Origin of the sequence: Gilliamella sp. wkB171, assembly GCF_001693755.1 — a bacterium.
In the GTDB taxonomy this organism is placed as follows: domain Bacteria; phylum Pseudomonadota; class Gammaproteobacteria; order Enterobacterales; family Orbaceae; genus Gilliamella; species Gilliamella apicola_F.
On record NZ_LYST01000043.1, the window covers coordinates 244103 to 265713 of the forward strand.

At 36.0% G+C, this 21611-nt stretch carries 20 protein-coding genes, 1 tRNA gene, 1 other RNA gene and 1 CRISPR repeat array; of the genes, 3 read left to right on the forward strand and 19 right to left on the reverse strand.

The features are described 5' to 3' along the window. Window positions 1–150: 150 nt before the first annotated feature. From nlpI to A9G03_RS07215, 13 genes are all read right to left on the reverse strand, one after another. A complete protein-coding gene (gene nlpI / locus A9G03_RS07160) occupies window positions 151–1008 on the reverse strand; it encodes a lipoprotein NlpI (protein WP_065634360.1) in 858 nt (285 codons plus the stop codon). Between the two features lie 23 nt (window positions 1009–1031). Further along, window positions 1032–3146 (reverse strand): polyribonucleotide nucleotidyltransferase, encoded by a 2115-nt coding sequence (gene pnp, locus A9G03_RS07165; RefSeq protein ID WP_065798986.1) that lies wholly within the window; start codon window positions 3144–3146, stop codon window positions 1032–1034. A 275-nt stretch (window positions 3147–3421) separates the two neighbouring features. Further along, window positions 3422–3691 (reverse strand): 30S ribosomal protein S15, encoded by a 270-nt coding sequence (gene rpsO / locus A9G03_RS07170; RefSeq protein ID WP_065634359.1) that lies wholly within the window; start codon window positions 3689–3691, stop codon window positions 3422–3424. A gap of 149 nt (window positions 3692–3840) precedes the next feature. Then, on the reverse strand, window positions 3841–4764 hold the full coding sequence (locus A9G03_RS07175) for a LysR family transcriptional regulator (RefSeq protein ID WP_065634358.1): 924 nt from the start codon (window positions 4762–4764) through the stop codon (window positions 3841–3843). A gap of 322 nt (window positions 4765–5086) precedes the next feature. Then, window positions 5087–5824 carry an MBL fold metallo-hydrolase gene (locus A9G03_RS07180; RefSeq protein ID WP_065798816.1) on the reverse strand — a complete coding sequence of 246 codons (738 nt, stop codon included), beginning with the start codon at window positions 5822–5824 and terminating at the stop codon, window positions 5087–5089. Between the two features lie 608 nt (window positions 5825–6432). Continuing rightward, window positions 6433–6820: direct repeats of the CRISPR family, unit length 28 nt; unit sequence TTTCTAAACTACCTACACGGTATTGAGC. Between the two features lie 613 nt (window positions 6821–7433). Next, entirely contained in the window at window positions 7434–8186 is a 753-nt protein-coding gene (locus tag A9G03_RS07185; RefSeq protein ID WP_065634356.1) for a TSUP family transporter, read from the reverse strand. Then, complete coding sequence (aroC, locus tag A9G03_RS07190; protein ID WP_065634355.1) at window positions 8183–9256, reverse strand: chorismate synthase; 1074 nt, start codon at window positions 9254–9256, stop codon at window positions 8183–8185. Before aroC ends, A9G03_RS07185 begins: the two co-directional genes overlap by 4 nt. Window positions 9257–9285: 29 nt before the next feature. Further along, a complete protein-coding gene (gene prmB / locus A9G03_RS07195; RefSeq protein WP_065798817.1) occupies window positions 9286–10179 on the reverse strand; it encodes a 50S ribosomal protein L3 N(5)-glutamine methyltransferase in 894 nt (297 codons plus the stop codon). A 153-nt stretch (window positions 10180–10332) separates the two neighbouring features. Further along, window positions 10333–10420, reverse strand: a tRNA-Ser gene (locus tag A9G03_RS07200). Window positions 10421–10490: 70 nt separating this feature from the next. Further along, entirely contained in the window at window positions 10491–10580 is a 90-nt protein-coding gene (gene cydH, locus A9G03_RS12855) for a cytochrome bd-I oxidase subunit CydH (protein ID WP_141671550.1), read from the reverse strand. A 38-nt stretch (window positions 10581–10618) separates the two neighbouring features. Continuing rightward, complete coding sequence (gene prc / locus A9G03_RS07205; protein ID WP_065798818.1) at window positions 10619–12691, reverse strand: carboxy terminal-processing peptidase; 2073 nt, start codon at window positions 12689–12691, stop codon at window positions 10619–10621. A gap of 9 nt (window positions 12692–12700) precedes the next feature. After that, complete coding sequence (gene proQ, locus A9G03_RS07210) at window positions 12701–13237, reverse strand: RNA chaperone ProQ (protein WP_065634352.1); 537 nt, start codon at window positions 13235–13237, stop codon at window positions 12701–12703. 69 nt (window positions 13238–13306) lie between these two features. Next, window positions 13307–13663, reverse strand: a complete 357-nt coding sequence (locus tag A9G03_RS07215; RefSeq protein WP_065634351.1) for a DNA-binding protein — start codon at window positions 13661–13663, stop codon at window positions 13307–13309. 177 nt (window positions 13664–13840) lie between these two features. Between A9G03_RS07215 and A9G03_RS07220 the strand changes: the two genes are divergently transcribed. The 3 genes from A9G03_RS07220 (at window position 13841) to rnpB (ending at window position 15280) form a co-directional block, all read left to right on the forward strand. Next, window positions 13841–14104: a helix-turn-helix domain-containing protein gene (locus A9G03_RS07220; protein WP_065634350.1), complete on the forward strand. Its 264-nt coding sequence runs from the start codon at window positions 13841–13843 to the stop codon at window positions 14102–14104. A gap of 215 nt (window positions 14105–14319) precedes the next feature. Then, on the forward strand, window positions 14320–14682 hold the full coding sequence (gene bamE / locus A9G03_RS07225; protein WP_065634349.1) for an outer membrane protein assembly factor BamE domain-containing protein: 363 nt from the start codon (window positions 14320–14322) through the stop codon (window positions 14680–14682). A 206-nt stretch (window positions 14683–14888) separates the two neighbouring features. Continuing rightward, an RNA gene (rnpB, locus tag A9G03_RS07230) (RNase P RNA component class A) lies at window positions 14889–15280 on the forward strand. Window position 15281: 1 nt separating this feature from the next. Here the strand turns inward: rnpB and A9G03_RS07235 are convergent. The 6 genes from A9G03_RS07235 to A9G03_RS07260 form a co-directional block, all read right to left on the reverse strand. Next, window positions 15282–15968: a DedA family protein gene (locus A9G03_RS07235; RefSeq protein WP_065798819.1), complete on the reverse strand. Its 687-nt coding sequence runs from the start codon at window positions 15966–15968 to the stop codon at window positions 15282–15284. A 31-nt stretch (window positions 15969–15999) separates the two neighbouring features. Continuing rightward, entirely contained in the window at window positions 16000–17454 is a 1455-nt protein-coding gene (gene tldD / locus A9G03_RS07240; protein ID WP_065798820.1) for a metalloprotease TldD, read from the reverse strand. A gap of 148 nt (window positions 17455–17602) precedes the next feature. Next, window positions 17603–19078 (reverse strand): ribonuclease G, encoded by a 1476-nt coding sequence (rng, locus tag A9G03_RS07245; protein ID WP_065634346.1) that lies wholly within the window; start codon window positions 19076–19078, stop codon window positions 17603–17605. A 14-nt stretch (window positions 19079–19092) separates the two neighbouring features. Continuing rightward, complete coding sequence (mreD, locus tag A9G03_RS07250) at window positions 19093–19578, reverse strand: rod shape-determining protein MreD (protein WP_065634345.1); 486 nt, start codon at window positions 19576–19578, stop codon at window positions 19093–19095. After that, window positions 19565–20407, reverse strand: a complete 843-nt coding sequence (gene mreC / locus A9G03_RS07255; protein WP_065798821.1) for a rod shape-determining protein MreC — start codon at window positions 20405–20407, stop codon at window positions 19565–19567. The genes mreD and mreC overlap by 14 nt, the downstream gene beginning before the upstream one ends. A gap of 138 nt (window positions 20408–20545) precedes the next feature. Continuing rightward, window positions 20546–21592, reverse strand: coding sequence for a rod shape-determining protein (locus A9G03_RS07260; RefSeq protein ID WP_065634343.1), 1047 nt, complete (start codon window positions 21590–21592; stop codon window positions 20546–20548). Window positions 21593–21611 lie beyond the last annotated feature (19 nt).

Consider the following 21611-nt stretch of genomic DNA (forward strand, 5'->3'; position numbering starts at 1 on the left):
AATTAATCAGCAAAATTTAAAGATGATTAGTGCTTTATCATAAAATAGATAAAGCAAAATAATCAAATCATTAAAATTCAGGAGTATATTATTGGCAAATCAGAACTACGCTATAACAATATTTTCACTTTTAAACTGGCATGACCCTTGTTACTTTTCTTTTTCTTCAAGTAACTTCATTTCATAGAGTGCCTGTTGATGTTCAACAAAGTTATAAATATTATTCGCTAAAGCATATTTAAATAACATTTTGGCACGCTCATTATCACCTTTACTTTGATAATATTTACCTAAGTAAAAGTAGGCTTCACATAGGCGCTCAGCTAATTGCCGATTACTTTCTACACCTTGTTGAAGATTTTGCATTAATTTAGATTCATTAATTTTACCTAAATAAAATGCAACAATATCGCTACTATAAATCGTTTTATCGTTGAGTAGATCATAACGTTTTTGTAGCTCATGCTGTGCAACTTTATTATCGATTTCTTTTTCGATCAAATAAAGCCACAAAATTCGAATTGGTTCATTCACATCATATTGATAAAATTGCAACGCATCACGATCTGCTGATTCATAATGCCCAGTACGGTACAACGTAATTGCACGATTTAAGTAGGCAAAAGCATAAGCTGGATCGAGCTCTAAGGTAGTATTAAACGATGCTAAAGCCGAATCGAAGTCACCATCGCGAAGTGCATAATTACCTAAAAAATTATACAAATCTGGAATTTCAGGATTAAAGCTTAACAAATGTGTAAAATCACTGTATGCAAAAGCTTTAAAACCTAATGAATCGTAGACAATACCTCGCTCAAAAATGAGCTGCATACGCGTAATGGTATCAATATCATTTTGTGATAACTGTTGACTGAGCTGAGCAATTTTCAATTCATCTTCATAAGAAACTTGCTCAGGAACAGCCAGTACAGGTAAAGAGTTAGAACAACCTGATAAAAGAATAACAGCTAGCAAAAAGCAGATAATTCTCAGGTTGTATAGTCTCATTTTAACTCCTAGTGAATGATATTTTATTCAGTAACTGGTGCTACATCAGCAGCAGGCTCAACAGCATCTTTCATGCTTAAACGAATTCTACCCTGACGATCTATTTCTAATACTTTAACATTCACTTCTTGTCCAACTTTCAAGTAATCAGAAACTTTCTCAACGCGATGATCAGCAATTTGAGAAACATGCACAAGACCTTCTTTACCACCGATGATTGATACAAAAGCACCAAAATCAACAATTCGTGTCACTTTGCCAGTATAAATTTTACCCAATTCAACATCAGCAACTAAATTATTGATACGATTCATTGCATCTTTAGCTTTATTACCATCAGAAGCGGCAATTTTTACAGTACCATCATCAGCGATTTCAATTGTAGTACCCGTTTCTTCGGTTAAGGCACGAATCGTTGCTCCACCTTTACCAATGATATCGCGAATTTTATCTGGATTGACATTCATGGTATAAATGCGAGGTGCAAATTCAGAAATCTCTTGACGAGGTTTATTAATTGCTTGTTCCATCACACCTAAAATATGTAAACGTGCACCTTTAGCTTGATTGAGTGCAATTTGCATTATTTCTTTAGTAATACCCTCAATTTTGATATCCATTTGCAGCGCACTTACACCTTCACGTGTACCTGCAACTTTAAAATCCATATCACCAAGATGATCTTCATCACCCAAAATATCCGAAAGAACAACAAAATTATCACCTTCTTTCACGAGTCCCATCGCGATACCAGCGACTGAGGATTTAATTGGCACACCTGCATCCATTAATGCAAGTGAAGCACCACACACAGAAGCCATTGAAGATGAACCATTAGATTCAGTAATTTCAGACACTACGCGCACAGTATATGGAAACTCTTCTTTACTTGGCATTACAGCTGCAACACCACGCTTAGCTAAGCGCCCATGACCAATTTCACGACGTTTTGGTGAACCGACCATACCTGTTTCACCAACTGAATATGGCGGGAAGTTATAATGGAGTAAAAAACGTTCTGTATATTCACCTGTTAACTCATCGATAATCTGCGCATCACGCTCTGTTCCTAATGTTGCAGTAACGAGTGCTTGCGTTTCACCACGAGTAAACAATGCACTACCATGGGTTCTTGGTAACACATTAGTACGAATATCTAGCGCACGGATCATATCTTTTTCACGACCATCAATACGCGGTTCGCCAGCAATAACACGTTGGCGAACAATTTGACTTTCTAAGTCAACAATAATGTTAATGACTTGGTTTTCATCAAGCTCTTCATTTTGTGCTTTTAAGGTTGCTAACACATCGTCTTTAATTAGATCAATTTGTGCATAACGTGCTTGCTTTTCAGTAATTCGATAAGCTTCACCTAAACGATCTTTAGCCAATTCGACAACAGCATTATATAAAGCTTCGTTCTTAGCTGGCGCAACCCAATCCCATTTTTCACAATTTGCTTTAGCAACAAATTCATTAATATTATCAATGACAACTTGTTGTTGATCATGGCCAAATACCACAGCTGCTAGCATCTGATCTTCTGAAAGAAGATCCGCTTCAGACTCAACCATTAATACTGCACTTTTTGTCCCAGCTACTACTAGGTCTAAACGGCTATGTGCCAATTCTTTAACTGATGGATTAAGAACAAACTCATCATTGATAAAACCAACTCGAGCCGCACCAATAGGACCATGAAATGGCACGCCAGATAAACAAAGTGCAGCTGAAGCACCAATCATGGCAACTAAATCAGGACTCACGTCAGGATTCACAGAAACAACTGTTGCGATAATTTGAATTTCGTTAACAAATCCTTCTGGAAATAGTGGACGAAGTGGTCGGTCAATTAAACGAGCAATGAGTGTTTCACCTTCGCTAGGTCGACCTTCACGTTTAAAAAAGCCACCAGGAATACGACCCGCTGCATAACTACGCTCTTGATAATTAACAGTTAAAGGAAAAAAGTCTTGACCTTCTTTCACTTTTTTATCAGCAACAACGGTAACAAAAACAGCCGTATCATCCATATTAACCATTACTGCAGCTGTTGCTTGGCGAGCCATTATACCTGTTTCTAAAGTTACGGTATGACGACCATATTGAAATTTTTGATGTGTCGGATTAAACAAAACAATTTCCTCTTGTATTTTGTGTGTTGAAGTTTGAATTTGAACAAAAAGTAACATAACACGAATTACGCTACTCACTTCAACAGTGTGGGGATATCAAACAAAAGATTATTTCACTGTCACGACTAATGACAAATCTATAAACTATAGAGCTCTCATTAGTCGCGCGAAACATGAGATACAATCTTTTATTTTTCCGAGCTCGATATTATATCAGAGTCCTAATTTTTCACAACGAAAAAGAGGCCTAAGCCTCTTTCCAAGTAGATAAGTTATTAGCGACGTAAGCCTAATTTTTGAATTAATTGGTTGTAACGTTCGATATCTTTACGACGTAAATAATCTAATAATTTACGACGGCTAGAAACCATACGTAATAAACCACGACGGCTGTGGTGATCTTTTTTATGCGCTGAAAAATGACCTTGTAAGTCATTAATACGTGCAGTTAAAAGAGCAACTTGAACTTCAGTTGAACCTGTGTCATTAGTACCACGACCATATTCGGCAACAATTTTCGCTTTCGCTTCTACAGTTAGAGACATAATAAACCTCTTAAAATTAATATTAATGATGGAATGACCGATCTCTAATTCAGACACTCCTCGATATTCATATAATCAATATATGAATTGTGCGCAATTATACTCAAATTTATCAAAATAGCAATTTGAATTATGGTAATAATCCCCTGCTATTTAAGCTTAAAACCATATTCTTCTTGTATCAGTTTTTTTAGTGCTTCTATATAGTTTTGTGCCGACATACTCAATTGCACTTTTTGAGAGGTGATCCAACCAATCAATATTTTTTCATTAACATTAAGGGGAATTGATAAAATATCCGAACCATTCAAATCGGTACTTAAAACCCCTGTGCTAATTGTGTAACCATTTAACCCATGCAATAAATTAAATAGTGTTGCCCTATCACTCACATGAATGCTTTTTTTATGATAGACCGTACTTAAAATCTCTTCAGAAAAATAAAACGAATTATATTCACCTTGCTCAAATGATAAATACGGATAATCTTCCAGATCATGTAAGGTTAAGGATTTCATCGCAGCTAAAGGATGATGGGTACTAATAAACACATGTGGATCAGCTTCAAACAGAGGATTAAACGTTAAACGATGCTCTTTAAGTAACCGCAATATGACTTTTTGATTAAAATCAGTTAAATAGAGTATACCCACTTCACTACGTAAATTAGCCACATCGGTAATAATGTCGTAAGTTCGCGTTTCACGTAAGGTAAATTCATATTCGTCAGTATGATTCTTCTTGATTAAATTAACAAATGCATTCACAGCAAACGCATAGTGTTGGGTCGAAATGCTACATAGTTGCTTTGATGGCGCCTTTTTAGCATAGTGCTGTTCTAATAACTCAGCTTGATCCAATACTTGTTTGGCATACCCCAAGAACTCTACACCATCGGTTGATAAAGATACTCCCTTTGAAGTACGTACAAAAATTTCAATGCCAAATTCGGCCTCTAACTCTTTAACCGCTGTCGACAAGCTAGGTTGGGTAATATATAAATTTTTAGCCGCTTCATTAATAGACCCTGATCGAGCAATTTCTAAAATATAGCGTAATTGTTGTAATTTCATAACGTGAATTAATTAAGTTTTTTCAGCACATCATTTGCCTTGATATGATTTAGAATATAACAGATATTAATGATTATAAGATAGACAAACTTAAAAAATTAAATCAAATAATTATTAGTTCATTTTTATCTAAAATGTTCTTAAAACATCATCCTACTAATGAAAAACACGCAATAAATTACCTACCATTAATTTTTTCATCCACATAATGCATAGCAGACTTTGGCAACTCATCATTCACATTTTAATTAAAAAGTACTAGCTAACACCGCGTATTTTATATTTAGAATCTAGGTATCAATATTAAACATTATGCTTGTGTTTATGAATTTTCGATTAACTCATTGTCTAAAATCAGTATATCTTGCCAGTTACCTTTATAACTGCCCCCATGATAACAAATCATCTCATCAATCTCATAATTCATTAGATTTTTTATAGAACTTTGGGCTTGAGCTAAATCATAAGCAAACTCTGGAAAAGGTATAACTAATTTACCATTAGCCAGAACAAGTGCATCACCCGCTATCAGGGTTTTATTTTCCTTTATATATAATGATATGTGACCTTGGGTATGCCCAGGCGTAAAAATAACCTCTACCCCTTTACCAATAGGTAAAACTTGATGGTTGTGCAAAATATCATCTACCTCAACACCTTCTATATTTTCTAATATTTTATGGAAGATCAGTGCTTGTTGCTTATCATTATCCGACAAGAAAGGATATCTTTTTTCTGCTTGCTCTAAACGCAATGGTTTTTTATGCTTTTCTATATAGGCTTTTTCTATACTTGATGACAATATTTGAATATGAGGAAATCTTTTCTTAAATTCTGCTAACGAACCTATATGATCAAAATCATGGTGCGTAATGATAATATGAGATAACTTATTTAAATCAAGATCACTCTTTTTTGCTGCTGCTTCAAATAACTCAAACTGACAAGGATACCCCGCATCAATTAATATCATATGACTATCATCTTGTATAATTACAGGATTAATTATCTGCTCAATACCGTTATATTCAAACTTTATAGCAAGTACAATTATTTTCATTTTATGCTCACCTTATTCGATACTTATATCCGTAAGTTAATTAGCCTCTATTGGTATTATTGAACCACGCTATGTATCACTATAGCTTACTGACAATATAACATATGGTTAATCAATTAACTGTTGATTTTTATCATTCAACTACCTAAGACATTTTAGCAATACTTAACAAACAGACAAAAATTTTACCTTCATTGTTAATAAAGCTTAATCTTTCTTGTTTTTATAAATTGTAAAAATAAGCTGTGGTAAAGGTATTTAATAATCAGTCTAAACAGAATTTTTGAGCAGATATTTTACTATATTGAACTTAACAAGATTGAGTTGTCTGAATACAAAAAAAGAATATATGCCGCGAATGTTAAGGGCCTATGTATTAATTGTGTGTTGCTTAAAGCACATCAAAATGTCTGTTTATGTGTGGCTATTAGCTGAAACAAGCTAGGTGATAGTTGATATAAAGTTGAAATAAAGGCACATAATTACAATTTCATACTTAACCCATTTATCTTAATAAAATACTTTAGGGCATTTTTATATGCTTAAACTAAAGGCTTCCTGCGGATAGGCTATTAAACTGTAAAAATCTACTTCCTCAAATTTTTGCTTTTTTTGACTACCTACACAGTATTGAGCCTTTTATTTTTAAAAGACGGGTTATAATGAACTATCTAAACTACCTACACGGTATTGAGCGAGTGGATGCTAGAACAGATCCGAGGATCTTGTTTCTAAACTACCTACACGGTATTGAGCTGGTTGCCACAATTCGTTTACCCGGCATAAATTTTCTAAACTACCTACACGGTATTGAGCATCAGTTCTTTATTAGCTATAAATCGGCGGATTTTCTAAACTACCTACACGGTATTGAGCTCTCGTGTAACTCTTTTCCTTTCATGTCAAATTTTCTAAACTACCTACACGGTATTGAGCAGTTAAAAGATTAGTTTTTGGTTTCTGCTTCGTTTCTAAACTACCTACACGGTATTGAGCTAGAACAGCACATACTATAATCGCCTTTGGCATAAAGGTAAATATTGTTTTATTACTTAAAAACCCTTTTTTTTAACTGTTTTTTAATACTTTGATTTTATTAATCTTTAAATCTAGCGAAAAAAAAGGGTAAAAATAAGTAGGTAATTATTGATAATGTTTCAATGATATTGACTTGAAACAGGCTGTTTGAAATCTAATGCGAACAAATTACAATTTATAATTACTCTGCTCGACAATTTATTTAACAATATTAAAAATACATCAATTGCTTTTTATTCAAAACAGTAACAACTACCATTGATAAACAAAAATATACTTTAAATCGCAACGTTAAGGGAGTGTGTCAAATATTCTTGTTAGCTTTGAGTTTATATGGATAGCTGCACATTATGACCATTACATTGAAACAGTGCATTAGGTATATTAAGATCGCTTACTGCAAAAGTATTGAAATTGTTGAAGTCGTTCTATTAGTTTAGCTTAAATATATTTATGTTATTATGATTAATATTCTGAATCTTTTGTGTTCCACGCTTTATTAGCTAAATATATTAAAACAAAATTTATCATCAATTACGGTTAGCTAACAATCAAAAGCAAAATCTAATCATCAGAAGAAGTTCTCATAAATCAACTTAATGCTCATAACTGTAGAAACAATAATCAACATCGGTCTTATTAATTTTCTTCCTTTCGCAATAACCATTTTAGCGCCTAATCTTGCGCCGATGAATTGTCCGACTAACATGACTAAACCTATCGACCAGACCACTTGTCCACCCATAATAAAAAATAACAATCCCGCTAAGTTTGAGGTAAAGTTTAGGACTTTGGTATGAGCAGTTGCTTTTGTCAGATTAAATCCGGCAAGGGTAATATAGGCTAAAGCATAGAAGGAACCGGCACCGGGTCCAAAAAAGCCGTCATAAAAACCAATTGCTAACGCCGGAATAAGGGCAAATTGTAGGGTGGTCAGGCGGCTTTTGCGGTCTTGTTCTCCGATTGTTGGTGAGAGTAGGAAATACAACCCAACACTGATCGTTAATATCGGTAATAATAGTCTTAGAAAATCGGCTTGGATATGCATCACCGAAACAGTACCAACTGCGGAGCCGATAAAGGCGAAGATAATTGCGATTTTTTGTTCTCTAAGGTTGACCATGCGCTCACGGATAAAGTAGAGACTAGCCGAGAATGATCCACCACAACTTTGTAACTTATTAGTCGCTAAGGCACTAGCCGGCGGTAAACCGACTGCCAATAGTGCCGGCACGGTAAGTAACCCTCCTCCACCGGCAATTGAGTCGATAAATCCCGCTAAAACTGCTATGGCAAATAGCAGAATAAGAAGTTCGTAATTCATCGCGGATCCACATCACTGCATTGAGCACGATAACGAAGGTAGTGATCCATTAAAACAATAGCAACCATTGCTTCAGCGATGGGAACTGCTCTTATACCCACGCATGGATCATGCCGACCATGCGTCGATACTTCAACGGCTTCACCTTGTACATTAATCGATCGACCTGCAATTTCAATGCTTGGGGTAGGTTTTAAGGCAATGTTGGCTAAAATGGTTTGACCAGAGCTGATACCACCTAAGATGCCACCGGCGTGGTTGGATAAAAATCCTTGTGGGCTGATCTCGTCGCGATTTTCGCTACCACGTTTAGTAATAACAGCAAAGCCATCACCTATTTCGACCCCTTTAACTGCATTAATACTCATTAATGCATGGGCCAATTCAGCATCTAACTTATCAAAAACTGGTTCACCCAGCCCAACCGGTACATTTTCAGCGACAACAGTGACTTTCGCACCAATTGAATCACCCTCTTTTTTTAATTTTCTTAATAATTCATCAAGTTGCTCAAGTTTACTTTCATCAGCACAAAAAAAGGAATTTTGTTCAACTTGTTGCCAATCTCTTAATTGACATTCTATATCACCCATTTGAGCTAAATAACCACGAATAGTAATGCCCAGTTTTTCGTTTAAATATTTTTTTGCTATAGCACCTGCCGCAACACGCATTGCCGTTTCACGCGCCGATGATCGACCGCCACCTCGGTAATCACGTATGCCATATTTTTTTTGGTAAGTGTAGTCAGCATGACTAGGGCGGAAGATATCTTTAATTTTGCTATAATCTTGTGAACGTTGATCGGTATTTTCAATCAACAAACCGATACTGGTGCCGGTTGTGACACCATCAAAAACACCTGATAATATTTTAACTTGATCTGCTTCGCGGCGCTGCGTGGTATAACGAGAAGAACCAGGACGGCGTCGATCGAGATCGTGCTGCATATCTGATTCAGTTAAAGCAAGTCCCGGCGGTACGCCATCTACAACACATCCTAATGCTATGCCATGTGATTCGCCAAAAGTGGTGACTTTAAATAACTTACCGATCGAGTTTCCAGACATAAATTTTATTTCCAATGATTAATAACACATTATTTAAAATAGTGATGAAATTCTATTAAGGTTTGACACGATATTGAAAACACGCCAAGTCCACCATGTTCGAACGTTATCCAATTGAATGGAATATCAGGATATTGTTCTTGCAAACTGATCCAACTATTTCCTACTTCACATATTAAAACACCATTTGGTGTTAGATAATTGACAGCATCACGTAAAATTCTTTTAACCAAATCTAAGCCATCAACGCCTGCTTCTAATGCCAATTTAGGTTCATATAAAAACTCATCAGGGAGATCACTCATGTCTTCGTCATCAACATACGGAGGATTTGAGACAATAACATCATATTTTTTAACCGGCAGATTATCAAATAAATCCGATAATATCGGCGTTACTTGAAATTGCATCTCATGTAATTCAATATTCGTTTGCGCAACATCTAACGCTTCTAATGATATGTCAGAAATATCAACTTGCGCATCAGGAAATGCATAAGCACAGGCAATACCAATACAACCGCTACCTGTACACATATCTAATATTGAGTTTGGCTCAGTTGTTAACAAGTTGGAAAAGTGATTATCAATTAATTCACCAATTGGTGAGCGCGGTATTAACACCCGCTCATCAACGTAAAATTGGTGACCACAAAACCAAGCTTGATTAGTTAAATAAGGCGTTGGAACACGATCTTCAATCCGTTTTTGAATCAGTTCAAGTAATTGTTGTTTTTCAGACTCAGTAAGACTGCTGGCATAAAATTCTGGCGGAATAAATAATGATAAACCTAGTGTCGTTAAAATAAGCTGCTTGGCTTCATCAATCGGGTTATCAGTTCCATGACCTAAATAGATTTCAGACTGGCTAAATTGGGAGGTTGTCCAGCGTATAAAGTCCTGAACAGTGCGTAAGTTTTCCATAATGGCTCCAAATATTCTAGGAGGAGGAAGGTTTTACTCGTCACTTTCGGTCTTGTTAACGTGAATGCATATTGTCAAAGTAACATTGAAAGTCACTCCTGACAGTTAAAACCTGACGGCTTTTATCCTTCAATGACTAAATAATAAAATTTATGGCGGTGAGGAAGGGATTCGAACCCTTGATACGTTGCCGTATACACACTTTCCAGGCGTGCTCCTTCAACCACTCGGACACCTCACCAAAATTTCTCAACCCGCTAATTAAAGCAGGTTGCATACTATAATGATCACAAGCTAATTAATCAAGCTTTTTAGTTCATTATAACAATGGTACCAAATGTGGCTAAAACAGCTAATATTGCTACAACAGTAACTAAAGCAAATTTTAAATTTGTACACATTTTTTATTATCTCCAATTATTTTCTTTCAAATTCAGCTTTATTTAATTGATTCATTTAATGAAATAACCTTACTAATACTTTGGCTAGCATCAATTTTTGGATACTTAGGGGCTAAATCCAATAGAATTTCAACCGCTTCATTTAAATAAGCATCGGGTATTTTATAGTCTTTTGGTAAATCTTCTAATTTAGCTATAGCTGGTTTTCCTTCACGAGCTAAACGTTCATTCATTCTTTTTAAATCACGCTCATCATTAACTTTTCGCTCTGCTTCACGCGATTTTTTGTTTAATGAAACAATGTACTGACGATCCTTTTTGTTATTAAAATCACTGATATCTTGTTCAAGATAGATAAATTCAGGATTTTTAGCTATTCGGGTTAAATGCTTAGCTGTTAAATCAGGTAAAAGCGGTTTAACATTAGCAACAGTCAAATATTCAGACGAAGGAATTTTATCCCATGGCATAGCATTATCTAAGAAACGCTCACCTGTTTCGTCCATATATTTGGTTTTACTCATTTCAATGTCAGGCTCAACCCCTTTGAGTTGGGTACTACCACCGTTTATACGGTAAAATTTTTGTACAGTATATTGCACACCACCAAGTTCAGGCCAATTTGGATGTAATCTTGAATCAGAAGGATAAGCAATATTACGAGAAGTCTGTACCGTGCCTTTACCATAAGTTGTTTCACCAACAATTACAGCGCGTCCATAATCTTGCATTGCTGCGGCAAAAATTTCAGAAGCCGAAGCACTATATCGATTAACCATTACAACGATAGGGCCTGCATAGTCAACGCCTTTATTTTTATCGTCATAAACGGCAACTTTTTGTAAATTATCACGAACTTGTACTACAGGTCCATTGTCAATAAATAATCCGGTTAGGGTAATTACTTCAGCTAATGAACCGCCGCCATTATCACGTAAATCAATAACTAACCCTTGCAATTGTTCGTTTTTAGCTTGCAATAATAGATCGTGAACTTTATCAGTTAATCCCATATAAAAGCTTGGTATTTCAAGAACACCTACTTTGCCTCGTTCATTATTGATGATTTTTAATTTGGCTTCGCGATCTTCAAAATGAATTTTATCTCGGGTTAGTTCAATAATTTTAGATTTGCTATTGTTACCGGCTGGTAAAATTTCTAATCTAACTACTGTACCTTTTGGACCACGGATTTTATCGACAATATCGTCTAAGCGCCAGCCGATAACATCTTCGATAGCTGAATTCTTTTGACCAACACCGATAATTTTATCACCAACAGCGAGCAACTTACTTTTTTCAGCAGGCCCACCGGTGACAAAAGACATGATGACCGTATAATCATCTTGTTGGCTGAGCGTTGCTCCAATACCTTCAAAAGATAAACTCATTTCAGAATCAAAATCACGTTTTGAACGCGGTGCTAGATAACTGGTATGAGGATCAATTTCACGCGCAAATGCATTCATAAACACTTGAAATGCATCTTCATTATTGGATTGTAAAATGGTTTTTATCACACGATTATATCGTTTGGTTAGTGCTTCACGGATTTGTGTTTCATTTTTACCAGATAAAGATAAACTGAGTTCGTCATATTTAACACGTTTATCCCAATAGGTATCAAGTTCTTTTTCAGAAGTTGGCCAGGCAATATCTTCACGTTTAAAATCAATTTCGTCATTATTGGTGAAATCCATTGGGCGCTGCAAAACCTCAAGAGCATATTTATAACGGTCATAACGCTTTTGCAAAGCGAGATTATAAATATCGTAAGCAGTTTTCAAATTACCATCTAATAATTCTTGTCCAAGCGAATCTTGCCTATTTCGAAAACTATCCACATCACTTTGAATAAATATTGCTTTGCTACCATCAAGCATTTTGAAATAGCGATCAAAAATTTTAGCTGAAAAAGCACCATCTAAAGCAAAATTACGATAATGCGATTGAGTGAAATAGTTAGTAACTCTTCTCGCCACAACTTGATGTATATCATCTTGTTTAAGAGCAGGTATTTGCTCGTTATTAACCTGCTTAGCCTGCGTACTTTGGCTAACGATACATAAAACAAGGCTTAATTTGATAACAACTTTGAGTAATTTATTCATGCAAATTCTCTATTTGGTAATAATATGCTCAGGTTTAACAGTTAATTCCATGCCAGAGCCGACATTCACCTTAATATGTTCTTTTTCAATATTAATGATTTGAACTCTTAATGGTTTATTGCCTAATAATACTTTAACAAAGTCACCCACTTTTAAAGCCTTCGGTTTTTTGATTGGTGGGCGAGAATTTTTACGTTTTTCTTTTGCTCTTTCTTTGGCTTTTTGTTTACTTTCTTTTAGCTGTTGTTGGGCGTATTGTTCTTGTTCTTTATTAATAGTATCATCAGGATTTCCATCTAAATCAACTCGATTAGCGCCCTCTTTAATACTATATAAATAACGCCAGCTCATCGTGTAAGCACGCAGTGCCACACGAAGTTTGGTTTTACTAAGAACGTCACTTTCGCTCAAACGAGAAAGGATATCTTGAAATATCCCAATTTTGAGTGGTTTAGCTTCGCCTTCAAGCGTAAAACAATTAGGGAATTGTTCGACTAAATATGCAATAATCTCTTTACTATTTGTTAATTGAAACTGACTTTCCATTGGTAATTCCATTCGCAACTAAATTGAATTTTACTAGCGTTAAAGTATATCTCAGCTTAAACAATAACACTAATTATCTTTTTTCTGTTTATTAATAAAAGTAATAAAATCTTTAATACCATTACGCATCAACCAAGATGCAACGATAGATTTTTCATCATCCGATAATTGTTCAAATGCAATCATCCATAGTTGAAAAGGTTCGATAGGCGATACGACGTAGCTTGCACTTTCTTCTTCTGCATATAGTGCTTTTTTGACAACTAACGGTAAACTGGCAATATGATACTCTAGCGCTTTACCACGAACACCCGTTCTTTTTCGTGAAGTCCATTTTTCAGCTCTAGCTTTTCGATTGACGCCTTGTATCGTTGATGGCATCCCTGCAATGCTTGATAGCTCTTTTGACGAGAACCATTCTTTCATTTTCACTATCCTATTTTAGCACAATAAGAAAAAATTACAGAAATTAAAGAAACTTTGATACAATAAATTAAGAAACATAATTATTAATAACTAAAGTTCAATTATAAACTTACTTGTTTTAGTAACATCAAAGCATAACATAGATGCACAAGGTTATAAACTAAGAGGAAATAAAAAATGAAAATAAAGTCTAGTGATTGGCACCCTGCAGACATTATTGCCGCCTTAAAAAAACAAGGAACGACCCTGGCAAATCTATCCCGACAATCGGGTTTGAGTTCATCAACATTGAGTAATGCGTTAGTTAGACCCTGGACTAAAGGCGAAGTTATTATAGCTCAAGCTCTCAATTTACAACCTCATGAGATCTGGCCTAGTCGTTATATTAATTCAAATACAAACCAACCAATAAAACGCGTCCTAAGACAAAATAAAGACTAAAAATAATAATTATTGTACATTAATAACAAATACGTGGAAAATATGGAAACAGTTAAACACATATAGTTTCCATATTTACATAAAATCGACCAATTTCTTTGATTAATGATAATTTGATTTTTTCAAAATTAAAAAATGCGCTCATCTTGAACGTTGACGAGCATGTGTTATTATTGACACTTCAAAAATTATGTTAGTTGTCAGGTAACAATACCATGAAAAATATAAGTAAATTCATTATCGCACTATTTTCAATTATTATCCTTTCAAGCTGTAGTCAAAAGAATTTTGTCGAACAAGGCACACCATTAAGTAAAGAAAAAGTCAGTCACATCGTTGAAGGTGCAACCACCGAATCACAGATAATTTCATTATTTGGCGAACCAACGAGTAGAAAGGTAATTAATGCTAATGAGACTCAGTGGACCTATAAATATACTAAAAAAAGCTCTACCAGTCATATGCTCATTGGCGAAACCCAATATAATATTCTTGAAGGAACACTTGATGTGCTAATTTCTAACGGTGTTGTAAGTTGGTTTAATTACGACGAAAATGAAAGACAGAAAAAATGGTAATTAATTTACCTTTATACAAAAACTAGTGCATCTTTTTGATGTGCTAGTAATTCCAATATTCCACACGCTATCTTCTATTGATTAACGCCTTGTTATTAGGCCTGTTTATTCGTTAAACATTTTTAAATGCCTAAACATTCAACATCTATTTAATCAAGTCCAAGACAGAGCTGGACAAAATTATGCATTAGGCTATACTCATGGACGAAATTAACCAGACAATCGCTGCTTTGTTGTAGTCCTTTTTAAAGGAGACAAACAGAGGGGAGGAAAGTCCGGGCTCCATAGGGCAGAGTGCCAGGTAACACCTGGGGGATGTTGGCGAGAGCGAACATTCACGACTAGTGCAACAGAGAGTATACCGCCGATGGCTTATTGTTTAAATAAGATCAGGTAAGGGTGAAAGGGTGTGGTAAGAGCACACCGCGCAACTGGTAACAGTTGTGGCACGGTAAACTCCACTCGGAGCAAGGTCAAATAGGGATTCATTGGCGCGGCCCGCGTTGAATCCGGGTAGACTGCTTGAGCTAATGCGTGAGTATTAGCCTAGAGGAATGATTGTCCACGACAGAACCCGGCTTATCGGTTAATTTCAACTTTTATTTTTTGCAGTCTTGCTTTGCTTGTTTTTTATTGCTTAACCAACGTTTTACCGCTAACCAAATCGAAAAGACTAAACCAAGCACCAATAAAAATACTGGTATTAGCATTAATAAAGACATGAACTGCTTTTCATAGGTTTTAAAAATTGGTGATAATCCAAATAAATAACCTAATGTGACAATCAAAAATATCCATAATGTTGCACTAATCCAATTGTAGATATGGAATTTACGGCTATGTAAACCCGATAAACCAGCCATCATTGGTAATAGTGTTCGAACAAAAGCAATAAATCGACCGATAAATAAAGCTTGTAAACCATATTTATGGAATAGTACTTCTGATTTATGGTGATATTTTTCTGGCAAATGCGCCATCCAATTTTGCACAATTTTGGTATTACCCAACCAACGTCCTTGTGCATAACCAAGCCATGTGCCAAAAGCGGCGCCAGCAATCAAAATTAAATTTATAAGACCAAAATGAAAAACATCAAGACTTATCAATACACCGGTTAAAAACAGTAAACTATCACCCGGTAAAAATGCCGCGGGTAAAACACCGTTTTCTAATAAGATGATGACAAACAGCATGCCATATAATATCCATAACACGTTGGGATTTGAAAGTGTTGCAATGTCCATATGAACAAATGCTTGATAAAGTGTAATGATTGTTTCCATCTATTTTTATATCTCACTGATTTAGTTATGACTAATTTATAGTACCACCAACCGTTAAATTATCCACTTTTAAAGTGGGTTGTCCAACACCGACAGGTACGCTTTGCCCAGCTTTACCACAAACACCAACACCGGAATCAAGTGATAAATCATTACCTACCATTGAAATTTGCTGCATGGTTTCAATGCCCGATCCAATTAGTGTCGCGCCTTTAACTGGATGCGTAATTTTGCCTTTTTCAATGAGGTATGCTTCTGATGCTGAAAATACAAATTTGCCTGATGTAATATCAACCTGTCCACCAGCAAAGTTAGGTGCATAAAGCCCATAATCTACACTACTAATGATTTCATCAAATGTTGAATTACCCGCTAGCATGTAAGTATTGGTCATTCTTGGCATAGGTAAGCAAGCATAATTTTCACGGCGACCGTTGCCGGTAGAATGGCATCCCATTAACTTAGCATTTAGTTTGTCAAACATATAACCTTTCAAAACACCATTTTCAATTAAAACCGTTTTTTGAGTTGGTGTACCTTCATCATCAATCGAAAGTGAACCACGTCGGTTTTCGATTGTACCATCGTCAACAATCGTACAAAGTTCTGAAGTGACCTGCTCACCTATCTTACCAGAAAACACGGAGCTATTTTTACGATTAAAGTCACCTTCTAAACCATGCCCTACCGCTTCATGTAGCAACACGCCAGGCCAACCGGCACCTAAAATAACAGGCATTGTACCTGCTGGCGCAGCTTTTGCCGAAAGCGACACTAACGCAAGTCTAACAGCTTCGCGAGTGTAGCTATCGGCAATACTTTCACCGGTTTGAGGATTGGTTGTTAAAAAATATTCATAACCAAAACGCCCTCCACCACCACTGCTGCCATGCTCTCGTTTACCATCTTTTTCAACTATTACTGAAACAGATAAACGCACTAACGGCCGAACATCAGCGCACAACGATCCATCTGTTGCTGCAATTAAAATATCTTCATAACTACCAATTAGACTCGCGGAAACTTCAATAACCCTTGGATCGATTGAACGTGCTAATGCATCAATTTGCTTTAATAGCGCTATTTTTTGTTCTTGTGAAAAGGAGTTAATTGGATTAATAGCTGGGTAGATCGCAACGGTTTCTGCTTGTTTAAACGGCGTTACAACAATTGGAGTCTGCTGTTTAGTGATTGAATTAGCGGCTAAAGCACTTTGCTCTAGGCGGTTTAAAGAGAGTTGATCTGTATAAGCAAATCCAGTTTTTTCACCTACGATTGCACGAACGCCGACTCCCTGATCGCGATGAAAAGAAGCATTTTTAATAATTCGATCTTCAAGCGACCAACTTTCATAGTAACCAGACAAAAAATATAAATCACCAAAATCTATTTGTCTTGAACTTAATATATCAAGCAAATTCAAAAGATCTTGGTGGCTTAGGTTATTGGGATTGAGTAACCGTTCACTCACTTGAGTAATTATCATAAATTCCTTTATCTGTACTTTATCACATTAGTTATTTAGCTAATTGTTTTTCATCTTTGTTTATAATGGGGCTATTATTGCACATTTCAAATCGTTATCTTAAAACACAAGAATGATGACTGTTAGTATTGTGATGAAATATCAATTATTACATCAATACCACATCATACTGCTCTTGAATATAAAGCGGTTCAACTTTAACTTCCACTCGCTTACCAACAAATATTTCAACTTCGGCTAGAGCATGTGATTCATCTGTAGTTAAAGCATTCGCGACAGCCGATGATGCATAAACCAAAAAGTATTCAGAACGATGAGCTTTATAGACACGAACAATTTCACGTAAAATTTCATTGCAGACGGTTTCAACAGACTTGACCATGCCTCTGCCTTTACATGCTGGACACTCCTCACATAAAATGTGACCGATGCTTTCACGAGTCCGTTTACGTGTCATCTCAACCAAACCCAATGCCGAAAACGAATTAATTGTTGTTCTTGCCCTGTCTTTCGATAAAAAATCTTGTAAAGATTGTAATACGCGCTCACGGTGCAAGTCTTCTTGCATATCAATAAAATCAATGATAATAATTCCGCCTAAATTACGTAAGCGTAACTGTCGAGCTATGGCAATAGTTGCTTCAATATTAGTATTAAAAATCGTTTCTTCTAAATTACGATGACCAACAAATGCACCTGTATTGATATCAATGGTTGTCATGGCTTCAGTTTGGTCAATAATTAAATAACCACCCGATTTTAATTTAACTTTGCGATCTAATGCTCGTTGTATTTCGTTTTCAGTATCATAAAGATCGAAAATCGGGATACTGCCACGATAGTGAGATAATTTATCTGTCACTTCGGGCATAAACTCCTGAGTAAACTCAATAAGTAAATCATAGGTTTGCTTTGAATCGACCAATATTCGCTCTATTGGATCACCGACAAAATCACGCAATACCCGTTGTGATAGTTCAAGTTCACCATACACTAAATTTTTACTAATCGGGCGAGCCATTCGTTCTTGAATTTTTTTCCACAACCGTTTTAGAAAATTAGCATCTTGTTCTAGTTCATGTGCGTTAGCGCCTTCAGCTGCGGTGCGAACAATAAAGCCCCCTTCTGGCGTAACATATTGTTCTACAATATGCTTAAGTCTTTCTCGCTCTGTTTCACTTTCAATACGCTGTGAAGTGGCAACATGCGCTGAATTTTGCCCCGGCATTAATACCAAATAACGCGAAGGTAATGTAATATCAGTTGTCAGTCTTGCCCCTTTTGTACCTAACGGGTCTTTGACGACTTGTACCATTAAGTCTTGACCTTGGCGAACCAGCTCAGAAATATCCTTAACTTGAAATTGTTCTTGCTCAGAATAAGAAACACATTCAGTATGCGGCATAATATCTGAAGCATGTAGAAAAGCAGCTTTTTCTAAACCAATATCAACAAATGCAGCTTGCATACCTGGCAAAATTCGAATGACTTTACCTTTATATATATTACCGACAATACCACGGCGTGATTCACGATCGACATGAATTTCTTGCAAAACACCATCTTCAATATAAGCTACACGAGTTTCTGACGGTGTCACATTCATTAATAATTCAACAGACATAAAGAGAGTTTCCTTTAATTAATTGCAAAGTTCCGTGCTATTCGTCGTAAGAGTAGATATATCCATATCCATAAAAAGCCATCCACACAACTCGATAATAAGATATAAGGTGACATAGAAATTATATGATAAATACTGACTTGAAATATAAACACTAATCCATTATAGCAAACAGAAACCGCAATTATTATAAAGGATTGTTGCCACAATGCTAAATTACGAAGTAACTGATATTTAAAAACAAGCAAATAAGCTATAAATGAATAAATAAACGCGTGTACACCTAAAAAAGTACCCGAACATAAATCTATCATTAGACCAAATAAAAAAGCGGTGCCAATACCGACTTGGTAAGGTTGTGCAATTAACCAATAAGCTAAAATTAACATAAACCAATGGGGTTTGAACATGTTGTATGCTGGTGGCCATGGTATAATTTGTAAACATAATCCAATAAATAATGTTAGCCAAATAAATAATATGCCATTATGACCCCTCATGTTTTACTCCTTGATCTCCCCATAATAATAGTAGATAACGTAATCGTTTTAAATCCGCTGTTGGTGTTGCCGAAATAATTGGCGTTGAATCATTAATATCGAGTTTAACAGAACTCACCACAGCCACGGGATATCCCTCAGGAAAGCGACCGTCAAGTCCTGAAGTGACAAGTACATCGCCAACTTTAATATCAACATTGTTAGGTAAAAAATCGAGCGTTAGATCATTGCTACAACCATTACCTACCGCCACCATAGATATATCGTTTCTTAATACTTGTACCGGAATGGCATGTTGATAATCACACACTAAAATCGCTCGGCTAGTCGTCTGCGCGGTCTGATAAATTTGACCAACAATCCCTTTTTCATCAACTACCGGTTGACCTACATAAACCCCATCATTTTGACCTTTATTTACAACGACTTGATAAACATATGGATCTGTGTCTGCTAATAAAACTTGTGCCGCCATTTTATGTTCATCATGTCTGAGCGGAGATCCCAGTAATTCTCTCAGTCGATTATTTTCATGTCTTAGATGATCAAATAATAATAAATCTGCCTTTTTTTCAAGCAACAAATTATTCAGTTTTACATTTTCTGCTTCTAATGTTTCTCGTGTTTTTGACATTTCATAAAACCCATCAAGCGTAGCTTGGGGTGCATTTGAAATGTAATATAAAGGGGAGATAATTGTATCTAAATAATAACGAACTTCTTTAAAAGGACGATAATTTATATCCAATGCAATTAAAGCTAACGACATAGCCAAAGACATAAATAATTGTACACTAAGAGGCGAACGTTTAGAAAAAAGCAATTTCATTGTTCAGTACTTACCTGTAATAGACTCAAAATCTAATTATTTTAATATATGACTCCGCCGACAATGTCGGCGGAAAAATGAGAGGTATATTTACTAATCATTTCATTAGTTAAGAGTGAGTTAACATTGTTTGAACTTTTACTCTTCACTAAATAGATCACCACCATGCATATCAACCATATCTAATGCTTTACCACCACCTCGCGCAACGCATGTTAGTGGGTCTTCAGCCACAACAACATGAATGCCTGTTTCAGCTGATAATAGTTTATCGATATTACGTAATAATGCCCCACCACCGGTTAATACCATACCGTGCTCAGAAATATCAGACGCTAGTTCTGGAGGACATTGCTCTAAGGCAACTTTAACCGCGCTAACAATGCCACTCAATGGTTCTTGTAGTGCTTCTAAAATCTCATTAGAATTTAATGTAAAGCTACGCGGCACCCCTTCAGCAAGATTACGGCCACGAACTTCAATTTCAAGCACTTCATCACCTGGATAAGCACTACCAATAACATGTTTAATACGTTCAGCAGTTGCTTCACCAATTAGTGCACCATAATTACGTCGAACATAATTAATGATTGCTTCATCAAAGCGGTCACCACCAATTCGTGCAGATGCAGAATAAACAACGCCATTTAATGAAATAACCGCAACTTCGGTTGTACCACCACCGATATCAACCACCATTGAACCGGTTGGTGCAGAAACTGGTAAATCAGCACCTATTGCTGCTGCCATTGGCTCTTCAATTAAATAGACTTCACGCGCACCAGCACCCAAAGCTGATTCACGAATAGCACGACGTTCAACTTGCGTTGCGCCAACTGGAACACAAACAAGCACGCGCGGGCTTGGTCGTAAGAAACTATGGCTATGCACTTGGCGAATAAAATACTGTAACATTTTTTCAGTCACAGAAAAGTCTGCAATTACGCCATCTTTCATTGGTCTAATCGCTGCTATATTGCCAGGCGTACGTCCTAACATTTGTTTCGCAGCATGCCCAACAGCAGCAACACTTTTAGGTGTGCCAGTACGATGATCTTGGCGAATAGCAACAACTGAAGGCTCGTTTAATACAATACCTTGACCTTTTACATAAATAAGAGTATTAGCTGTACCTAAATCGATCGATAGATCATTTGAAAACATGCCGCGAACTTTTTTGAACATAATGAAAACTCTTCCTAGA

Excerpts from the sequence above, each read along its gene's own strand:
- rpsO (WP_065634359.1), bottom strand. The coding sequence starts at position 3,691 with ATGTCTCTAACTGTAGAAGCGAAAGCGAAAATTGTTGCCGAATATGGT.
- A9G03_RS07175 (WP_065634358.1), bottom strand. The coding sequence starts at position 4,764 with ATGAAATTACAACAATTACGCTATATTTTAGAAATTGCTCGATCAGGG.
- prmB (WP_065798817.1), bottom strand. The coding sequence starts at position 10,179 with ATGGAAAACTTACGCACTGTTCAGGACTTTATACGCTGGACAACCTCC.
- tldD (WP_065798820.1), bottom strand. The coding sequence starts at position 17,454 with ATGATAATTACTCAAGTGAGTGAACGGTTACTCAATCCCAATAACCTA.
- bamE (WP_065634349.1), top strand. The coding sequence starts at position 14,320 with ATGAAAAATATAAGTAAATTCATTATCGCACTATTTTCAATTATTATC.
- A9G03_RS07235 (WP_065798819.1), bottom strand. The coding sequence starts at position 15,968 with ATGGAAACAATCATTACACTTTATCAAGCATTTGTTCATATGGACATT.
- proQ (WP_065634352.1), bottom strand. The coding sequence starts at position 13,237 with ATGGAAAGTCAGTTTCAATTAACAAATAGTAAAGAGATTATTGCATAT.
- rng (WP_065634346.1), bottom strand. The coding sequence starts at position 19,078 with ATGTCTGTTGAATTATTAATGAATGTGACACCGTCAGAAACTCGTGTA.
- mreD (WP_065634345.1), bottom strand. The coding sequence starts at position 19,578 with ATGAGGGGTCATAATGGCATATTATTTATTTGGCTAACATTATTTATT.
- A9G03_RS07215 (WP_065634351.1), bottom strand. The coding sequence starts at position 13,663 with ATGAAAGAATGGTTCTCGTCAAAAGAGCTATCAAGCATTGCAGGGATG.
- cydH (WP_141671550.1), bottom strand. The coding sequence starts at position 10,580 with ATGTGTACAAATTTAAAATTTGCTTTAGTTACTGTTGTAGCAATATTA.
- aroC (WP_065634355.1), bottom strand. The coding sequence starts at position 9,256 with ATGTCTGGAAACTCGATCGGTAAGTTATTTAAAGTCACCACTTTTGGC.
- A9G03_RS07260 (WP_065634343.1), bottom strand. The coding sequence starts at position 21,592 with ATGTTCAAAAAAGTTCGCGGCATGTTTTCAAATGATCTATCGATCGAT.
- nlpI (WP_065634360.1), bottom strand. The coding sequence starts at position 1,008 with ATGAGACTATACAACCTGAGAATTATCTGCTTTTTGCTAGCTGTTATT.
- mreC (WP_065798821.1), bottom strand. The coding sequence starts at position 20,407 with ATGAAATTGCTTTTTTCTAAACGTTCGCCTCTTAGTGTACAATTATTT.
- A9G03_RS07185 (WP_065634356.1), bottom strand. The coding sequence starts at position 8,186 with ATGAATTACGAACTTCTTATTCTGCTATTTGCCATAGCAGTTTTAGCG.
- A9G03_RS07180 (WP_065798816.1), bottom strand. The coding sequence starts at position 5,824 with ATGAAAATAATTGTACTTGCTATAAAGTTTGAATATAACGGTATTGAG.
- A9G03_RS07220 (WP_065634350.1), top strand. The coding sequence starts at position 13,841 with ATGAAAATAAAGTCTAGTGATTGGCACCCTGCAGACATTATTGCCGCC.
- prc (WP_065798818.1), bottom strand. The coding sequence starts at position 12,691 with ATGAATAAATTACTCAAAGTTGTTATCAAATTAAGCCTTGTTTTATGT.